Origin of the sequence: Ralstonia sp. AU12-08 (genome assembly GCF_000442475.1) — a bacterium.
Lineage (GTDB): Bacteria > Pseudomonadota > Gammaproteobacteria > Burkholderiales > Burkholderiaceae > Ralstonia > Ralstonia insidiosa.
Map to the genome: position 1 here is coordinate 42865 of NZ_ASZV01000015.1, position 16513 is coordinate 59377.

Below are 16513 nucleotides of genomic sequence, written 5' to 3' on the forward strand. Positions count from 1 at the left end.
CCGCAATCTGCGGGCTTCGAATTCAGCGATCTCAATTGCCCCTGAGGGCACTAGCAATACTACTGTCACGCACGCCAAACAATATCCGGGTAAACGTCCGTTTTGCCAGCGAAACATTCGCGAATGTGGCGCTGCATCAACATGCGGACTGAAAAAACAGCCCGCACAAATGGCGGGCCGAAAATCAGTTGAAGAAAGCCCTGTCCTCAGGGCCCGGCCAGTGTATGAAATCAGTTGCGGCGGCAGCATTGGGGAATGCCCTGATCGGTACCACTAGGTGACGCACTGACATCAATAGTGTTCGGCGCCAGCCGGGCGTGCCGCCGTCGGAATGGCGTCCAGCATGCGGCAGATCGCGGCCATGCTCCCGACCATCGTGCGGCGTTGTTCCCCCTGATAGATGCGCACGCCCTGAGTTTGGCGGAAGGGCACCGGATGCACCGGGCGGCGGGAAGACATCGATCCGAGTCGCATGGCAGACCTCGTGAGTTCGGGTGAAAAAGCGGGCGGCAAGACTCCGCCCCGGCGAGCCGACGGCTCACCTCCGGGTGGGGCAAACAACAAGGGAAAGCGGCGCGCGTGCGCCTCAGGCTTACGGGGCGGCTGGTCGGATCAGGCCGACAGCCAAGCCCTCCAGATGAAACTCGTCGCGATCCAGATCGACGTGGATCGGTTCAAAGTCTGGATTCTCGGCAATCAACTCAACATGGCGGCCCTTGCGCTGGAAGCGCTTGACCGTGACGTCGTCACCCAGGCGAGCAACGACAATCTTGCCGTTGGCGGCTTCAGTCGCGCGCTGCACGGCCAGCAGGTCGCCGTCCAGAATGCCTGCGTCGCGCATGCTCATGCCGCGCACTTTCAGCAGGAAGTCCGGTTGGGCTGAGAATAGTGACGGATCGACTTGGTATTGCCGATCAATATGCTCGGCGGCCAGGATCGGGCTGCCGGCAGCCACACGGCCCACCAGCGGTAAGGTCAATTGCATCAACCCCATCGATGGCAGCGAAAACTGGTGTTGGCTCGCATCAGCGCCCATTGCGCGCAGCCGGATGCCACGGGAGGCGCCTGGCGTCAGCTCGATTACGCCCTTGCGCGCCAGCGCCCGCAGGTGTTCTTCGGCAGCATTGGGCGACGAAAAGCCAAACTCCGCAGCAATCTCGGCGCGGGTGGGCGGAAAGCCGGTGCGCTGGATCGTCTGGCGGATCAGGTCGTAGATCTGCTGCTGGCGGGGGGTGAGGGTGGCCATTGGCGTACTGTATATTTGAACAGGTGCTGTGATTTTATACAGTGACGCGGGAAGCGCAAGTGATTTCGTTGCGGCGTGTTGCGCGGGTGCGCCGCAGCCTCTGACCCAAGTCAAAACCTGTGCGGCTGGTTAGAAGCTTATGCGCAATCCATACAGGCGCGGCTAAGGGGAATCGCATAAAATCAAGGCCTTGACCGCATTTTGCACCGCCACATAGCCCGATTGAGCCTCGTTGGGCTGGCCAAACGTCACCATGTCCGCATTCAATCAAGAGACCGTTCTGAGCGTCCATCACTGGAACGACTCCCTGTTCAGCTTCAAGACCACGCGCGACCAAGCGCTGCGCTTTCATAACGGCCACTTCGTCATGATTGGCTTGGAAGTCGAGGGCAAGCCGCTGATGCGTGCCTACAGCATTGCCAGCCCGAACTACGAAGAGCATCTGGAGTTCTTCAGCATCAAGGTTCAGAACGGCCCGCTCACTTCGCGCCTGCAGCACCTGAAAGTGGGTGACAAGCTGCTGGTGAGCAAGAAGCCGGTCGGCACGCTCGTGCTGGATGACCTGCTGCCGGGCAAGAACCTCTACCTGTTCGGTACCGGCACCGGCTTGGCACCGTTCATGAGCATCATCCAGGACCCGGATACCTACGAGCGCTTCGAAAAGGTCGTGCTGCTGCACGGCGTGCGCCAGGTGAGCGAGTTGGCCTATGCCGACTTCATCACCAGCGAGTTGCCGAACAACGAATTCTTTGGCGACCAGGTGCGCGAGAAGCTGATCTACTACCCGACCGTCACGCGCGAGCCGTTCCGCAACATGGGCCGCCTGACCGATCTCGTGGACAACGGCAAGCTGTCTGCTGACATCGGGCTGCCGCCGCTGGACCCGGCGGTCGATCGCGCCATGATCTGTGGCAGCCCGGCCATGCTGGATGACACCTGCAAGCTGCTCGATGCGCGTGGTTTCAAAATTTCGCCGCGCATGGGTGAGGCCGGTGACTATGTGATCGAGCGCGCTTTCGTCGAGAAATAAGCGACGCGGCTTTTCCTGCAAACGCCGGCCTGTGTGCCGGCGTTTTGCTTTGGTGCTCGCCCAAGGGCAATCCCGCGTCGGCAAAGGCGGAGCGCGCGGATACAATGCGCGCCTTGCCCACCACGCATGTCTGCAACGATGTCCTTGCCTACCATTGCCATCCTCGCCACCGGCGGCACGATTGCCGGGTCCGCTGATGATGCTGGCTCCGCCGCCCGCTACCGTGCCGGCGCCGTGCCCATCGATCAATTGCTTGCCGCCAGCAAGCTTGGGTTGGAGCGCATTGCCAATGTGCGTGCCGAGCAGGTCGCGCAGATCGATAGCAAGGACCTGACCTTTGATGTGTGGGAGAAGCTGGTTGCGCGTGTCCATCACTGGATCGATGTTGAGCGCGTGGATGGCGTGGTTATCACGCACGGTACGGATACGCTCGAAGAGACGGCCATGCTGCTGCACCTGACGCAGCAGACCGATACGCCCATCGTCATGACGGCGGCGATGCGGCCGTCGACGTCGTTGTCGGCCGATGGTCCGCTGAATTTGCTGAACGCGGTGCGGCTGGCGGCCAGTCCGGCCTCACGCGGGCGTGGTGTGTTGGTGGCGCTCAATCAGCGCGTGCATGCGGCACGTGATGTCCAGAAGGGGCACACCTACGCGGTAGAGGCATTTGTTTCGCCGGACAGTGGTCCGGTGGGTTTTGTACTCGACACGCAGGTGCAGTTTTCGCGCGCGACCCGGCGCCCGGCTTCGACCGATGTGCTGCCGATGCCGCAGGCGGGTCAATGGCCGTGGGTGGAGGTGCTGGCGAGCTATGCGCAGCCGGATGCACGACTGGTCGATACGCTGGTCGCAGCCGGTGTGAAGGGGCTCGTGATTGCGGCCACCGGCGCGGGCTCCATCCACACGAATCTCGAGGCGGCACTGGAGCGCGCCAGCCAGCAAGGCGTGTTTGTGCTGCGTTCGACACGTACTGGCGCGGGCGTCGTGCCGACGCAACCCACCGCGCAGGGCTGGGCCTCGACGGGCACGCTCAATCCGTATAAGGCGCGTGTGCTGCTGATGCTCCTCCTCGCGGCCGGGCGTGCTCAGGCAGAAACTGCCTCCCTGCAGCAAGTCATTGATCGGTATTGAAAAAATCGCCAAAGCCTGAGTATAATGGCAGGCTAACCAACCTTGCTGCACCGGAGTGTGACGCCCGGGCGGCTTAATCCACAAGGAGCGTCAATGCGTCATTACGAAATCGTATTCATCGTCCATCCGGACCAGAGCGAGCAAGTGCCTGCAATGATCGAGCGCTATAAGAGCACGGTCACAAGCCAAGGCGGTCAAGTGCATCGCGTCGAGGACTGGGGCCGTCGTCAACTGGCCTACATGATCCAGAAGCTGGCCAAGGCTCACTACGTGTGCATGAACATCGAATGTGGCAAGGAAACCCTGGCCGAGCTCGAGCACGCGTTCAAGTTCAACGACGCTGTGCTGCGTCACCTCATCGTTCAGACCAAGAAGGCTGAAACGGCTCCGTCGCCGATGATGAAGGAAGTTGCACGCGAAGAGGCCAAGAAGGCCGCCGCTCAAACCGAACAGGCCGCCTAATGCCGCGCGGTGCGGCGCAAGTTTAACTACGCACCGCGAGCATGAACGGAAACCCTGGGGAAAGCGCCATCAACCGCCTGCAGCTCGTCGCCACACTGGTCGAGCGCGAGGTGATGCGATACACCCCAGCCGGCGTGCCCATCGTCAATTGTCTGCTGACCTACAGTGGGCAGGCGATGGAAGCGCAGACGGCGCGACAGGTCGAGTTTTCGATCGAAGCGCTGGGCGCCGGCAAGATGGCCTCCGTTCTGGACCGCATCGCACCGGGCACCGTCCTGGATTGCGTCGGATTCCTGGCTCGCAAGCACCGCAGCAGCAAGACATTGGTCTTTCACATCTCCGGATGTAACGTATTCGTAAAGGATTGAATCATGGCATTCATGAACAAGAAGCAGCGCGACGCGAAGAACAAGAAGCGCTTCACGCAGCAAAACCCGCTGTTCAAGCGCAAGAAGTTCTGCCGCTTCACCGTGGCAGGCGTTGAGCAAATCGACTACAAGGATGTCGATCTGCTCAAGGACTTCATCGGCGAAAACGGCAAGATCACTCCGGCCCGCCTGACCGGTACGCGCGCGATCTATCAGCGCCAGCTCGATACGGCCATCAAGCGTGCGCGTTTCCTCGCGCTGATGCCGTACACCGATCAGCACAAGAAGTAATCGGCGCGGATAAGGAGAACAAACGATGCAAGTCATTCTGCTGGAAAAAGTCATCAATCTGGGTAACCTGGGCGACGTGGTGCGTGTGAAGGACGGTTACGCCCGTAACTTCCTGATCCCGCAAAAGCAAGCACGCCGTGCTACGGCTTCGGCAATCAAAGAATTCGAAGCACGCCGCGCTGAGCTGGAAAAGCTGGCCGCTGAGAAGCTGGCTGCTGCACAAGCCGAAGGCGAGAAGCTGAACGGCCTGACGCTGCAACTGTCGCAAAAGGCGGGTGTGGACGGTCGCCTGTTCGGCTCCGTTACCAACCACGACATCGCTGACGCACTGGTTGCACAAGGCTTCAAGGTCGAGAAGGCGCAAGTGCGTCTGCCGAACGGCCCGCTGAAGACCACGGGCGATCACCCGGTCGTCGTGTCGCTGCACACCGATGTGGCAGTCGACGTGAACGTGTCGGTGCAAGGCGAGACCGTCTAAGCACGTACGCTACACCTCGCGGCGCCCGGGTGACCGGCTGGCGCGAGTCAAGAAGGCAGGGACGAAAGTCTCTGCCTTTTTTTGTTGTCTTTTGTGTCAGGGGTTCAGATTGAAGACCGAGCAGCGCCGCTATAATCCCGCCATGAACGCGCCCTCCGATCCCCAGCTCGATTCCCTCAAGGTGCCCCCACATTCCATCGAGGCCGAACAATCGGTGCTCGGCGGGCTGCTGCTGGACAACGCTGCCTGGGATCGTATTGCCGACTTCATCAACGAAGGCGATTTTTATCGCTACGACCACCGGCTGATTTTCCATCACATCGGCAAGTTGATCTCACAGGCCAAGCCGGCTGACGTGATCACCGTGTATGAGCAATTGCAGGTCGTCGGCAAGGCGGAAGAGGTGGGTGGCCTGGCCTACCTGAACGCGCTGGCGCAGAACACGCCGAGCGCGGCCAACATCCGACGCTATGCCGAGATCGTTCGTGACCGTGGTGTGCTGCGCCAACTGGTGACGATTGCCGACGAAATCTCTGCCGGCGCCTTCAACCCGCAGGGCCGCGATGTGCGCCAACTGTTGGATGAAGCCGAATCCAAGGTGTTCGCGATCGCCGAAGAGGGCGCGCGCGGGCAGAAGGGCTTCCTTGAAATCCAACCGCTGCTGACGCAGGTGGTCGAGCGGATCGACGAGCTGTATCACCGCGACAACCAGAGCGACATCACGGGCGTGCCGACGGGTTTCGTCGACCTTGACCGCATGACCAGCGGTATGCAGGGCGGGGATCTGATCATCGTGGCCGGCCGTCCGTCGATGGGTAAGACGGCGTTCTCGCTCAACATCGGTGAACACGTGGCCGTGGAGCAGGGGCTGCCAGTAGCAGTGTTCTCGATGGAAATGGCGGGCACGCAGCTCGCCATGCGTATGCTGGGTTCGGTCGGTCGGCTGGATCAGCACCGACTGCGTACGGGGCGTCTGCTCGATGAGGATTGGCCGCGCCTGACGCACGCCATCCAGAAGATGAATGATGCACAGCTCTTCATCGACGAAACACCCGCGCTGAACCCCATGGAATTGCGTGCACGCTCGCGCCGTCTGGCGCGGCAGTGCGGGCAGCTCGGCCTGATCGTCATCGATTACTTGCAACTGATGTCAGGCTCAGGCAACGGGGAGAACCGTGCGACCGAAATCTCGGAAATCTCTCGTTCGCTCAAAGGGCTGGCGAAGGAACTCAACTGCCCGGTGATCGCACTGTCGCAGTTGAACCGAAGCCTGGAACAGCGCCCGAACAAGCGCCCCGTGATGTCGGACTTGCGCGAGTCCGGCGCTATCGAACAGGATGCCGACGTGATCCTGTTCATCTATCGCGATCAAGTCTATAACCCGGATTCACCAGACAAGGGTACGGCCGAAATCATCATCGGTAAGCAGCGTAACGGGCCGATTGGTACGGTTCGACTCACGTTCCTGGGTGAATACACGAAGTTCGATAACTTCACCGGTGGCAATGCTTTCTTCGACAACGATACGTAATCTGTTTTTCTTGTCGGTCTGCCACAACGTGCCACGCATGATGGGCGCTCGGTTCCGGTAAAATATTGCGTTTTGATGACAGCGCCCGCGGTGATCCCGTCCGGCGCTGTTTTTACGACGTCTGCAATCCTCCGTTTTCAAGGATCATCATGTTCGGTCGCTTCATGCCCACCGAAGGCAAGTTTTTCGAATACTTCAACCAGCACGCCGAGTGCGCCGTCAAGGCGGCCCATGCGCTCAAGGAGCTGGTCAATGACTTGCCCAATGCCGAAATGCATGCGCGCAACGTGCAGAACTTCGAGAAGAAGGCGGACCGCATCACGCATGACACGATCGAGCTGCTGCACAAGACCTTCATCACGCCGCTGGATCGCGACGAGATCCACAAGCTGATCACGACGATGGACGACATCCTCGACCTGATGGAGGATGTGTCGCTCACGATCTCGCTGTATGACGTGACCAACGTCACCGATGAATCGCGCCAGCTCGCTAACATTTGCGTGGCCTGCTGCGAGGAAGTCCGCAAGGCTGTGGCGCTGCTCAGCGACATGAACAATGGCCGCCAGATCCTGACCATCGCGCAGGAAATCGACCGCCTCGAATCGGAAGCCGACCGCGTGATGCGTGCCGCCATGGCCAAACTGTTCCGCACTGAGAACGACATCAAGCTGTTGATCAAGCTCAAGGCCATCTACGAGCAACTGGAGAGCGTTACGGACCGTTGCGAGGATGTCGCCAACATCATCGAAGGCATCGTGCTCGAAAACGCCTGACGAGACGACGCCTCATGCATACGCTTCAGATCAGTCTTTGGGTGGTCGTCCTGCTGGTGGGATTGGCCATCGTGTTCGACTTCATGAACGGCTTTCACGATGCGGCCAACTCCATCGCTACGGTGGTGTCGACTGGCGTGCTCAAACCGCAGCAGGCAGTGGCGATGGCCGCCGCCTGCAACGTGATCGCCATTTTCATCTTCCATCTCAAGGTGGCAACCACGGTGGGTCGGGACACGATCGATCCGTCGATTGTCGACCACTACGTCATCTTCGGGGCGCTGGTGGGCGCCATCGCGTGGAACATCATCACGTGGTACTACGGCATTCCGTCTAGCTCATCGCACGCGTTGATCGGCGGTTTGATCGGCGCGGCGGTGGCCAAGTCCGGCACAGGCTCGCTGGTGGCGAGCGGTCTGCTCAAGACTGTTGCCTTCATCCTGATTTCGCCGCTGCTGGGCTTTATTCTCGGGTCGATCCTGATGGTGGCGGTGTCGTGGTTGTTCTTCCGAACGCCGCCATCCAAGGTGGACCGGTGGTTCCGGCGGCTGCAACTGCTGTCGGCGTCGCTCTATAGCCTGGGCCATGGCGGCAACGACGCGCAGAAGACCATCGGCATCATCTGGATGCTGCTGATCGCGGGTGGTTATGCGTCGGCCACGGCTGCAGAGCCGCCGGTGTGGGTCATCGTCTGCTGCTATGTGGCGATCGGCATGGGCACGCTGATGGGCGGCTGGCGCATCGTACGCACCATGGGGCAGAAGATCACCAAGCTCAAGCCGGTGGGCGGTTTCTGCGCAGAAACTGGTGGTGCGCTGACGCTGTTCCTCGCGTCGGCCCTGGGGGTGCCTGTGTCGACCACGCACACGATCACCGGCGCCATCGTCGGTGTAGGCTCGGCGCAGAAGGCATCGGCCGTACGCTGGGGTGTCGCCGGCAATATCGTCTGGGCGTGGGTTTTGACGATTCCCGCTTCCGCGTTCATGGCGGCGATTGCTTGGTGGATCGGCCGGCACGTGCTGTAAATCGATTGCCAACGCGTAAAGCGAAACGCCCACCAAATTGGTGGGCGTTTTGTTTTGGACGTGCCGGCGCGCTATTGCGTGGCGAAGCGGGCGATGGGATCGTCGTCCACAGGTACGGTGTTGGACGGTGTGCTGCGTGCGCGGGCGAGGGCGCCCAGCGGGTCGTCGTCGATCATCCGTGCTGGTGTCGCAGGCGCTGCCGGGATCGGCGTGACTGCAGGCGCAGGGGCATCCGGCAGATTGCCGACCGCCACCACACGGCGTGCACCCATGTAGCGGCTCGCCCAGTAGGACTTGGTCATGTCCTCCAGACGCACCGTGCCGCCGGTAGCCGGTGCATGCACAAACCGATTCTGGCCAACGTAGATGCCGACGTGCGAGTTCGGCTGGCCCGTGGTGTTGAAGAAAACGAGGTCGCCCGACGCCACGTCGCGGCGTTCCAGCGAGGTACCGCGACGGCCCATCTCAGCAGCGGTACGGGGCAGATTGACCGAGGCGGCGCGCTGCACGACGTAGCGGACGAGTCCGCTGCAATCAAAGCCGGTGTCAGGCGTATTGCCGCCGTAGCGGTAAGGCGTACCGACCAGCGCCATCGCTTCAATGGAGATCTCCTCCAGCCCCGCGCTCGGATCGTTGACCGTGGCGCCGCGTGTGCGCAGTCCGGTGGTATCGCGCGAGGCGGTGGAGCGGGTAGGCGTCGATGAACAGGCGGACAGCAGGCATGCCAGCGCCAGCAGGGCAGCGCCTGCCAGTCGGGTGTTGCCATGAGGAGAACTGTGCCGCGTCAGCATGCGCCATCATGAAAGTCCGGATAGCTCGCATGCTATGCGCTAGGCACCCGAAATGCCAAATTCGGGCCGACACAGGCCAAGCGGCGTGTTGGTGGGGCGCAACGCCAAGCGGGGTGCGGATCTGCGGAATTTCCTCCCATGGCGTCGCGGTTTGCGGGCAGGTGTTACCAGCGCAACTGCACGTTACGCGTACTGCCGGTCTGCACCGTGACGCGCTTGGTGGTGCCCTGGTAGCTGGCGATGACGTTATAGCTGGCGGGCGGTGCCTTGATCAGGCAGCGCGGGCCATCGGCGCGGAAGCTTGCGACTTCCTTCCCGTGTCGGGTGATTTGAACGTGAACGTCGGCGAGGTATTCGCCGCTCGGCCCCTGCGTAAACAACAGAGACAAGTTGTAGTTGCTCGCTTCGGCGTTCAAGGCCTGTTGTTCATCCTGGGCAACGCCACCACAGACGTAGCTGATCTGACCGGCGGTCTGCGGCGTGAGGTTCTTGCCCTGCGCGGTGGACGCGCTGGCAGACAACAGCATTGCCAGCGCGACCCAGGGTAGTGCCGAGCGCGTGCGGAACTGCGGATTTCGCTGCATGAACATCGTTGAGCCTCCTGTAGGTGAATGAACGGCAAGGACTATGCAGCAAGAAAAAGGCCGCGCAATTGCACGGCCTTGTGGCACAACAGTTGGCGACGGGCGAACCCGTCGCTGTATGGCGGTTACAGCACGTCCGACGCGTGATCTGCGAGTCGCGAACGCTCACCGCGCGCCAGCGTAATGTGACCGCTGTGGCTCCAGCCCTTGAAGCGATCCACCACGTAGGTCAGACCGGACGAACCTTCCGTCAGGTACGGCGTGTCGATCTGCGCGATGTTCCCCAGGCAGATGATCTTGGTGCCCGGACCCGCGCGCGTAACCAACGTCTTCATCTGCTTGGGCGTCAGGTTCTGTGCCTCGTCGATGATGAGGAACTTGTTGACGAAGGTGCGGCCACGCATGAAGTTCATGCTCTTGACCTTGATGCGCGAGCGGATCAGCTCTTGCGTGGCAGCGCGGCCCCATTCACCAGCGTTGTCGTCGGACTTCTGCAGGACTTCGAGGTTGTCATCGAAGGCGCCCATCCACGGCTGCATCTTCTCTTCTTCCGTGCCAGGCAGGAAGCCGATGTCTTCACCCACAGGCACCGTGGCGCGCGTGATGATGATCTCGTTGTAGAGCTTCTGGTCCAGCACCTGCTCAAGGCCCGCCGCCAGCGCCAGCAGCGTCTTGCCCGTGCCGGCCGAGCCCAGCAGCGTGACGAAATCCACCTCAGGGTGCATCAACAGGTTCAGCGCGAAGTTCTGCTCGCGGTTGCGCGCGGTCACGCCCCAGACGTTGTTCTTCTGATGCGTGTAGTCCTTGAGCGTTTGCAGCACGGCGGTCTTGCCGTTCAGCTCCTTGACCTGCGCGTACAGCGGCAGGCTGCCGTCATTCGGCTCCAAGAAGACGAACTGGTTGACCAGGAACGACGGCACCAGCGGGCCTGATAGGCGATAGAACGTCGTACCCGTCTTCGGGTCCTGCCAGCTCTCGATGTTCTTGCCGTGCTTCTGCCAGAAATCGGCGGGCAGGGCCATCACACCGCTGTAGAGCAGGTCGGTGTCTTCCAGCACGCGGTCGTTGAAGTAATCCTCGGCCGGCAGGCCGAGTGCGCGCGCCTTGATCCGCATGTTGATGTCTTTGGACACCAGCACGACGTTGCGATCCGGGCGCTGCTGCTGCAGCGCGGCCACCACGCCCAGGATCTGATTGTCGGCTTTGCCCTGCGGCAGGCCGTCGGGCAGCTTGATGTCATTCAGGCGCGTCTGGAAGAACAGACGGCCTTGCGCATCGCGGTTCCCCAGTTTTTCGAGCGGCAGCCCTTCGTCCATCACGCCGTCGGTGCCGGCAACCAGCTGGTCAAGCGTGCGGCTGACCGTGCGGGCATTGCGCGCGACTTCGCTCATGCCCTTCTTGTGGTTGTCCAATTCCTCCAACGTCATCATCGGCAGATAGACGTCGTGTTCCTCAAAGCGGAAGAGCGACGACGGATCGTGCATCAGCACGTTGGTATCGAGCACAAACAGTTTGGTCGGACCTTCATCGCGACGGGTTCGGCGGCGGGCAGCGGTTTCGGTTGACCTGTCGGTGGCGGGCACTTTGTCGACGGTCTTGGTGGCGACGGTCGGGCGCTGGCGGGCGTCTTCCTTGGCCATCGGCGAAGCTTCGCCTGAACGGGCACGGGCCGTGCTGCCGGTCGCACGTTTCGGTTGTGCACGGCCGGTTTCGGACAGCGCCTCGCGCTCGAGCGCGGGCACCGGTTTTCGAGGTTCCTGACCCGCCTTGGGCTTTCCGGCTTTGCCGAAAGGCTTGAATTCAGCCGGGTCTAGCAATTGGGCTGGCTGGGTGGGCATGGTCGGCAGCGGCATGCTTAGATTACCTCTCTGGAGGGAACAACGACGAAACACCGCGCCCGCTCATGGCGGGGCGATGCTGGTGGAAAACATGTGGGAACGGGCCGCCGCGGCGCTCATCGGTGCGCATGAACGACAGCCACAAAAAAGCCGCCATGACCTGCGAGAGGTGGGGCGGCCTAGGTGGGTACCACGAGCGCCACAGCAAGTTGCACGATTCGGACGTTCTGCCCAGCCTTGCTGCTGGGGAAAACGCCGATGCGGTATCAGGCCAACTTGGCCGCCGGTACCGTCGTGGGCAATCGGAATGGCATCCGGATTTCGTACTCATCGGTTCCGACTGTATCGGAAGCGTTTGTGATTTGCAATCTGTCACATGTGACGTGTGGTGTCGCGTTGCGGCCACGCGAAACTGGCACAAAAGCAAGCGCCGTTGTGCCCCGCGCGGCGCTTTGGTGACTCATGGGTGACAAGCGCGATTACAGCGCGCGCACTGCCGCTAGAACATCATCCACATGGTTGGGCACCTTCACGCCACGCCATTCTTTGCGCAACACGCCTTTGGCATCGATCAGGAAGGTGCTGCGCTCGATGCCGCGCACATCCTTGCCGTACATCTTCTTCATCTTGATGGTGTCGAAGAGATTGCAGACGGCTTCGTCGGTGTCGGAGATCAGCTCGAACGGCATCTCCAGCTTGGCCTTGAAGTTCTCGTGCGACTTCAGGCTGTCACGCGAGATGCCGAACACGACGGCGCCGGCCGCTTCAAAGGCGTCGTACTGGTCACGGAAATTCATTGCCTCGGTGGTGCAGCCGGGCGTGTTGTCCTTCGGATAGAAATACAGCACGACGATCTTGCCATGCTGCGATGCCGGCGAGAACGTGACGCCGCTGGTGGCCGGCGCGGAGAAATCGGGAAGAGGCTTGTCGAGAGAGACGGGCATGGTGTGTTCCGGAAAACCACGGGGGAGAGACGGGAAACTCGTGGACGGGCAACGCTGAAACACGGCGCCCGCCGCTGAACCAGAGCCCAGAGGAATCAGGCCGGCTGAACGATCAGGCTGCCGCTGCGGCCGGCAACTTCGCCCCACGTGACGGGCTGCACGGGCAGGGTGCTGCGATCGAGCGTCGCGTAGTAGTCGCCCATCGATGCCAGTCGATGGCCTTGCGCACGCCAGCCTTGCAGCAACTCGCGGAAGATCGGGGCGAGTTTCTGCCCTTCAAGCTCCGCATGCAAGGTAAACACTTGGTCGCGATCGGATTCGGTCATCTTCAGGATGTGCCGGGCGACGGTTTCCGTCGTCAGGTCATCCACACCGATGAGTTCATCCAGCGTCGGCAGCGTGGTCGGCAATTGGACGTGGTTCAGTGCCTGACCGTCAACGCTTGGGATGTACGGATGCGTGCCGCGGCCGTCTGAAGCGTAGGCCATGCTCCAGGCGTCGATCTGGCGGAAGGCGTGGTCGTTCATCTGCCAACCCGCGGCGCCGTGTGTGACCGGTGCATGACCGAAGATCTCGGCAAAGCGCTTGTGTGAGGCGCCCATCTGGCGGGCCGTCCAGGCGGCATCGCGCTCGCGGACGTTGTCTTGCCAGAGCACGTGGTCCCACGTGTGGATGCCGGTCTCGAAACCTGCCTCGGCAATCGCGCGCATTTCTGCGGTGGCCTTGCGGCCGATGTCGGGGCCGGGCAGCAGCACGCCGTACATCAGCGTGCGCAAGCCGTAGTGCTCGACCACGGACGTGCGGGAAACCTTTTTCAGGAAGCCGGGGCGGAATGCCCGGCGCAGCGCCCAGCCGGTGTGATCCGGGCCGAGGCTGAAGAGGAAGGTCGCGCCTGCCTCGTGCTCACGCAACATGCGCGAGAGATTGGGCACGCCTTCGCGGGTGCCGCGCAGGGTGTCGACGTCGATCTTGAGGACGATGAGGGCCATGAACCTGCGCGGGTGGTGCTTTGCTGTTGCTTACTTGTTGCCGTTGCCTTCTTCGACCAGGCTGCGGGCGTCGGCCACGTGCATGCGATACGCTTCGAAGATGTTCGCCAGCGCGTCCTGCATCGTGGTGGTCGGCTTCCAGCCGAGTTCGTCCATGGTGTTGGCGATCTTTGGCACGCGGTTCTGCACGTCCTGGTAGCCGTTGCCGTAGTAGGCGCCGGAGGTCGTTTCCACCAGTTGGACTTGCTTGGCGGTGTCCTTGTACTCGTCGATCTTGGCGGCTTGCTCCAACATCATGTTGGCCAGCTCGCGTACCGAGTAGTTGTTCGACGGGTTGCCGATGTTGTAGATCTTGCCCGAGGCCACGCCATCCTTGTTGGCGATGATGCGCACCAGCGCGTCAATGCCGTCATCGATATACGTGAAGGCGCGCTTTTGGCTGCCGCCGTCGACGAGCTTGATGTTCTCGCCGCGCACGATGTGGCCGAGGAACTGCGTCACAACGCGCGACGAACCTTCCTTCGGGGTGTAGATCGAGTCCAGGCCCGGACCGATCCAGTTGAACGGGCGGAACAGCGTGAAGTTCAGACCTTCCATGCCGTAACCCCAGATTACGCGGTCCATCAGCTGCTTGGAGCACGCGTAAATCCAGCGCGGCTTGTTGATCGGGCCGTAGACGAGCGACGAGGCTTCCGGATCGAATTCCGAATCGGTGCACATGCCGTAGACCTCGGAGGTCGACGGGAAGACCAGGTGCTTCTTGTACTTGGCGGCCGAACGCACGATCGGCAGGTTGGCTTCAAAGTCCAGCTCGAACACGCGCAGCGGGTCTTTGACGTACGTCGACGGCGTGGCGATGGCCACCAGCGGCAGGATCACGTCGCATTTCTTCACGTGATACTCGACCCACTCCTTGTTGATGGTGATGTCGCCCTCGAAGAAGTGCATGCGCGGGTGGTTGACCAGGTCGCCCAGACGCTCGGTCTGCATGTCCATGCCATAGACCTCCCAGTCGGTGGTCTCCAGGATGCGCTTGGACAGGTGGTGGCCGATGAAGCCGTTGACGCCGAGGATCAGTACTTTTTTCATGAAGGCAAACTCAAGATCAGGAGATGGCAAGCTGGCTGGCGAGCTGCTGCACGGTCACGACGGACGTGCCGCCGGCAGCATTGGGATCGACGCGCCAGAGCTCGTGGATGGCGATGGCTCCCCCATCGCCGCACACGCCGAACGTCGCATTATCCACGACGTGCAAGCCCGGGGGCAAATTCGTGAAGGTTTGGTGCGCCAGACGGGCGCGCGCGACGATATAGCGCTCGCTGCCGGCATCGGTAAATGCACCAGGGTAGGGCGGTGCGACGGCACGGATCAGGTTGTAGACCTGCTGGGCAGGTTTTGACCAGTCGATACGGCCGTCTTCGGGCTTGCGGCCGCCGAAATAGCTGCCGTTGGCGAGCACGTTCGGGTGCTGCGGAATCTGTCCGGCAATCATCGCGGGCAGTGCACGCCACAAGGTTTGTTCAGCGGCCACGGTGGCCTTCTCGAACACTTCGTGTGACGTATCGTCCGGCAGGATCGGCACGATGGTCTGGTCGACGATGTAGCCGGCATCCGGCTTCTCGACCATCTCGTGCAGGGTGGCGCCGGTTTCGGTCTCGCCGTGCAGGACGGCCCAGTTGATGGGCACGCGGCCACGGTACTTCGGCAGGAGCGACCCATGCATGTTGAACGCGCCAAACTTGGCGAGGTTCAACAGCGACATCGGGATCATGTGCCGGTAGTAGAACGAAAAGATGAAGTCCGGCGCGATGGCGGCGATGCGGGCGCGCAGGTCTTCACCGTTCGCGTTTTCTGGCGTGATGAAGGGGAGTCCCAGTTCCTGTGCTGTGGCGCGCACGCTGCCAAACCAGATGTTCTCGGCGGCGTTGTCCTCATGCGTGACGACGAGCTCGACCTGGATGCCGCGCGCCGCCAGCACGCGCAGGCAGCGTACGCCGACGTTGTGATACGCGAAGACAACCGCACGGCGCGTCATGCAACACCCCGCTGCGAATTGTTCTTCAGGTCAGCCGGGCCGGCTTCGTGCAGGTGGGGCGTGTCTTCCAGCACGCCCTGCACCAGATAGCGCGGGCGCTCACGCACCTGCTGATAGATGCGGCCGATGTACTCGCCCAACAGGCCGATGCCGAACAGCAGCACACCCATCAGGAAGAACGTGATGGCGAACAGCGTGAATACGCCCTGGACTTCCGCGCCCAGCACGAAGCGGCGCACCACCAGCAGGATGAACAGGATGGCCGAGGCCAGCGACAGCAGCATGCCGATCGCCGAGAACCATTGCAGCGGCACCACCGAGAAGCCGGTCACCAAGTCGAAATTCAGGCGCACCAGCTTGTACAGCGAGTACTTCGACTCGCCTGCAAAGCGCTCTTCGTGATCGACTTCGATTTCGGTCGGGTTCTTGCTGAACGTGTACGCCAGTGCCGGGATGAAGGTGTTGACTTCGCGGCAGCGGTTGATGGTGTCGACGATGGTCCGGTTGTAGGCGCGCAGCATGCAGCCCTGGTCGGTCATCTTGATGTGCGTGATGCGCTCGCGCAGCGAGTTCATGGCGCGAGACGCGGTCCGGCGGAACCAGCTGTCCTGGCGGACACGGCGGATGGTGCCGACGTAGTCGTAGCCTTCATCGAGCTTGGCGACCAAGCGGCCGATTTCTTCGGGCGGGTTCTGCAGGTCGGCGTCGAGCGTAACCACGCGCTCACCGCGTGCGTGCTCGAAGCCAGCGAGGATGGCCATGTGCTGGCCGTAGTTGCCGTTGAACAGCACGACGCGCGTGCTGTCCGGGCGTGCGCGGAACTGCTCGGCCAGCATGGCGGCGGAGCGGTCGCGGCTGCCGTCGTTGACGAACACGACCTCGTACGAAATGCCGAGCGCATCGAGTGCGGGATACAGGCGCGCAAACAGCGCGGCGAGCCCGTCTTCTTCGTTGTAGACAGGAATGACGACCGAGAGAGCGGGTGTCTTCATTA

General features: G+C 61.7%; 19 protein-coding genes. 9 read left to right on the plus strand and 10 right to left on the minus strand.

Annotation, left to right across the window (positions count from 1 at the left end):
• Window positions 1–291 precede the first annotated feature (291 nt).
• On the minus strand, window positions 292–474 hold the full coding sequence (locus C404_RS39395; RefSeq protein WP_031329199.1) for a hypothetical protein: 183 nt from the start codon (window positions 472–474) through the stop codon (window positions 292–294).
• Window positions 475–592: 118 nt separating this feature from the next.
• A complete protein-coding gene (gene lexA / locus C404_RS0129835) occupies window positions 593–1246 on the minus strand; it encodes a transcriptional repressor LexA (protein WP_031329200.1) in 654 nt (217 codons plus the stop codon).
• 253 nt (window positions 1247–1499) lie between these two features.
• Between lexA and C404_RS39400 the strand changes: the two genes are divergently transcribed.
• The 9 genes from C404_RS39400 (at window position 1500) to C404_RS39440 (ending at window position 8338) form a co-directional block, all read left to right on the plus strand.
• The gene (locus C404_RS39400; protein ID WP_021194271.1) at window positions 1500–2276 is read left to right on the plus strand and encodes a ferredoxin--NADP reductase; all 777 of its coding nucleotides are present in this window, start codon (window positions 1500–1502) and stop codon (window positions 2274–2276) included.
• A 138-nt stretch (window positions 2277–2414) separates the two neighbouring features.
• Window positions 2415–3407, plus strand: a complete 993-nt coding sequence (locus C404_RS39405; protein WP_031329201.1) for an asparaginase — start codon at window positions 2415–2417, stop codon at window positions 3405–3407.
• Window positions 3408–3500: 93 nt separating this feature from the next.
• Window positions 3501–3869 (plus strand): 30S ribosomal protein S6, encoded by a 369-nt coding sequence (gene rpsF / locus C404_RS39410; protein WP_021194273.1) that lies wholly within the window; start codon window positions 3501–3503, stop codon window positions 3867–3869.
• A 41-nt stretch (window positions 3870–3910) separates the two neighbouring features.
• Window positions 3911–4237, plus strand: a complete 327-nt coding sequence (gene priB / locus C404_RS39415) for a primosomal replication protein N (protein ID WP_021194274.1) — start codon at window positions 3911–3913, stop codon at window positions 4235–4237.
• A gap of 3 nt (window positions 4238–4240) precedes the next feature.
• Window positions 4241–4528 carry a 30S ribosomal protein S18 gene (rpsR, locus tag C404_RS39420; protein ID WP_021194275.1) on the plus strand — a complete coding sequence of 96 codons (288 nt, stop codon included), beginning with the start codon at window positions 4241–4243 and terminating at the stop codon, window positions 4526–4528.
• A 25-nt stretch (window positions 4529–4553) separates the two neighbouring features.
• Window positions 4554–5006, plus strand: a complete 453-nt coding sequence (gene rplI / locus C404_RS39425; protein WP_021194276.1) for a 50S ribosomal protein L9 — start codon at window positions 4554–4556, stop codon at window positions 5004–5006.
• Between the two features lie 142 nt (window positions 5007–5148).
• Window positions 5149–6537, plus strand: coding sequence for a replicative DNA helicase (locus tag C404_RS39430; protein ID WP_021194277.1), 1389 nt, complete (start codon window positions 5149–5151; stop codon window positions 6535–6537).
• A 149-nt stretch (window positions 6538–6686) separates the two neighbouring features.
• Window positions 6687–7313 (plus strand): DUF47 domain-containing protein, encoded by a 627-nt coding sequence (locus C404_RS39435; protein WP_021194278.1) that lies wholly within the window; start codon window positions 6687–6689, stop codon window positions 7311–7313.
• 14 nt (window positions 7314–7327) lie between these two features.
• A complete protein-coding gene (locus C404_RS39440; protein WP_021194279.1) occupies window positions 7328–8338 on the plus strand; it encodes an inorganic phosphate transporter in 1011 nt (336 codons plus the stop codon).
• Window positions 8339–8409: 71 nt separating this feature from the next.
• Here C404_RS39440 and C404_RS39445 read toward each other — a convergent pair whose 3' ends face one another.
• The 8 genes from C404_RS39445 to C404_RS39480 form a co-directional block, all read right to left on the minus strand.
• Window positions 8410–9129, minus strand: a complete 720-nt coding sequence (locus C404_RS39445) for a C40 family peptidase (RefSeq protein WP_021194280.1) — start codon at window positions 9127–9129, stop codon at window positions 8410–8412.
• Between the two features lie 164 nt (window positions 9130–9293).
• Window positions 9294–9719: a hypothetical protein gene (locus C404_RS39450; protein WP_021194281.1), complete on the minus strand. Its 426-nt coding sequence runs from the start codon at window positions 9717–9719 to the stop codon at window positions 9294–9296.
• A gap of 119 nt (window positions 9720–9838) precedes the next feature.
• On the minus strand, window positions 9839–11566 hold the full coding sequence (locus C404_RS39455; RefSeq protein WP_031329203.1) for a PhoH family protein: 1728 nt from the start codon (window positions 11564–11566) through the stop codon (window positions 9839–9841).
• A gap of 464 nt (window positions 11567–12030) precedes the next feature.
• Window positions 12031–12495, minus strand: coding sequence for a peroxiredoxin (locus C404_RS39460; RefSeq protein ID WP_021194283.1), 465 nt, complete (start codon window positions 12493–12495; stop codon window positions 12031–12033).
• 95 nt (window positions 12496–12590) lie between these two features.
• On the minus strand, window positions 12591–13484 hold the full coding sequence (locus C404_RS39465; protein ID WP_021194284.1) for a 4-deoxy-4-formamido-L-arabinose-phosphoundecaprenol deformylase: 894 nt from the start codon (window positions 13482–13484) through the stop codon (window positions 12591–12593).
• A 30-nt stretch (window positions 13485–13514) separates the two neighbouring features.
• The gene (locus C404_RS39470) at window positions 13515–14573 is read right to left on the minus strand and encodes a bifunctional UDP-4-keto-pentose/UDP-xylose synthase (protein WP_021194285.1); all 1059 of its coding nucleotides are present in this window, start codon (window positions 14571–14573) and stop codon (window positions 13515–13517) included.
• Between the two features lie 16 nt (window positions 14574–14589).
• A complete protein-coding gene (locus C404_RS39475; protein WP_021194286.1) occupies window positions 14590–15519 on the minus strand; it encodes a formyltransferase in 930 nt (309 codons plus the stop codon).
• Window positions 15516–16511: a glycosyltransferase gene (locus C404_RS39480; protein WP_021194287.1), complete on the minus strand. Its 996-nt coding sequence runs from the start codon at window positions 16509–16511 to the stop codon at window positions 15516–15518. Before C404_RS39480 ends, C404_RS39475 begins: the two co-directional genes overlap by 4 nt.
• Window positions 16512–16513: the final 2 nt, after the last annotated feature.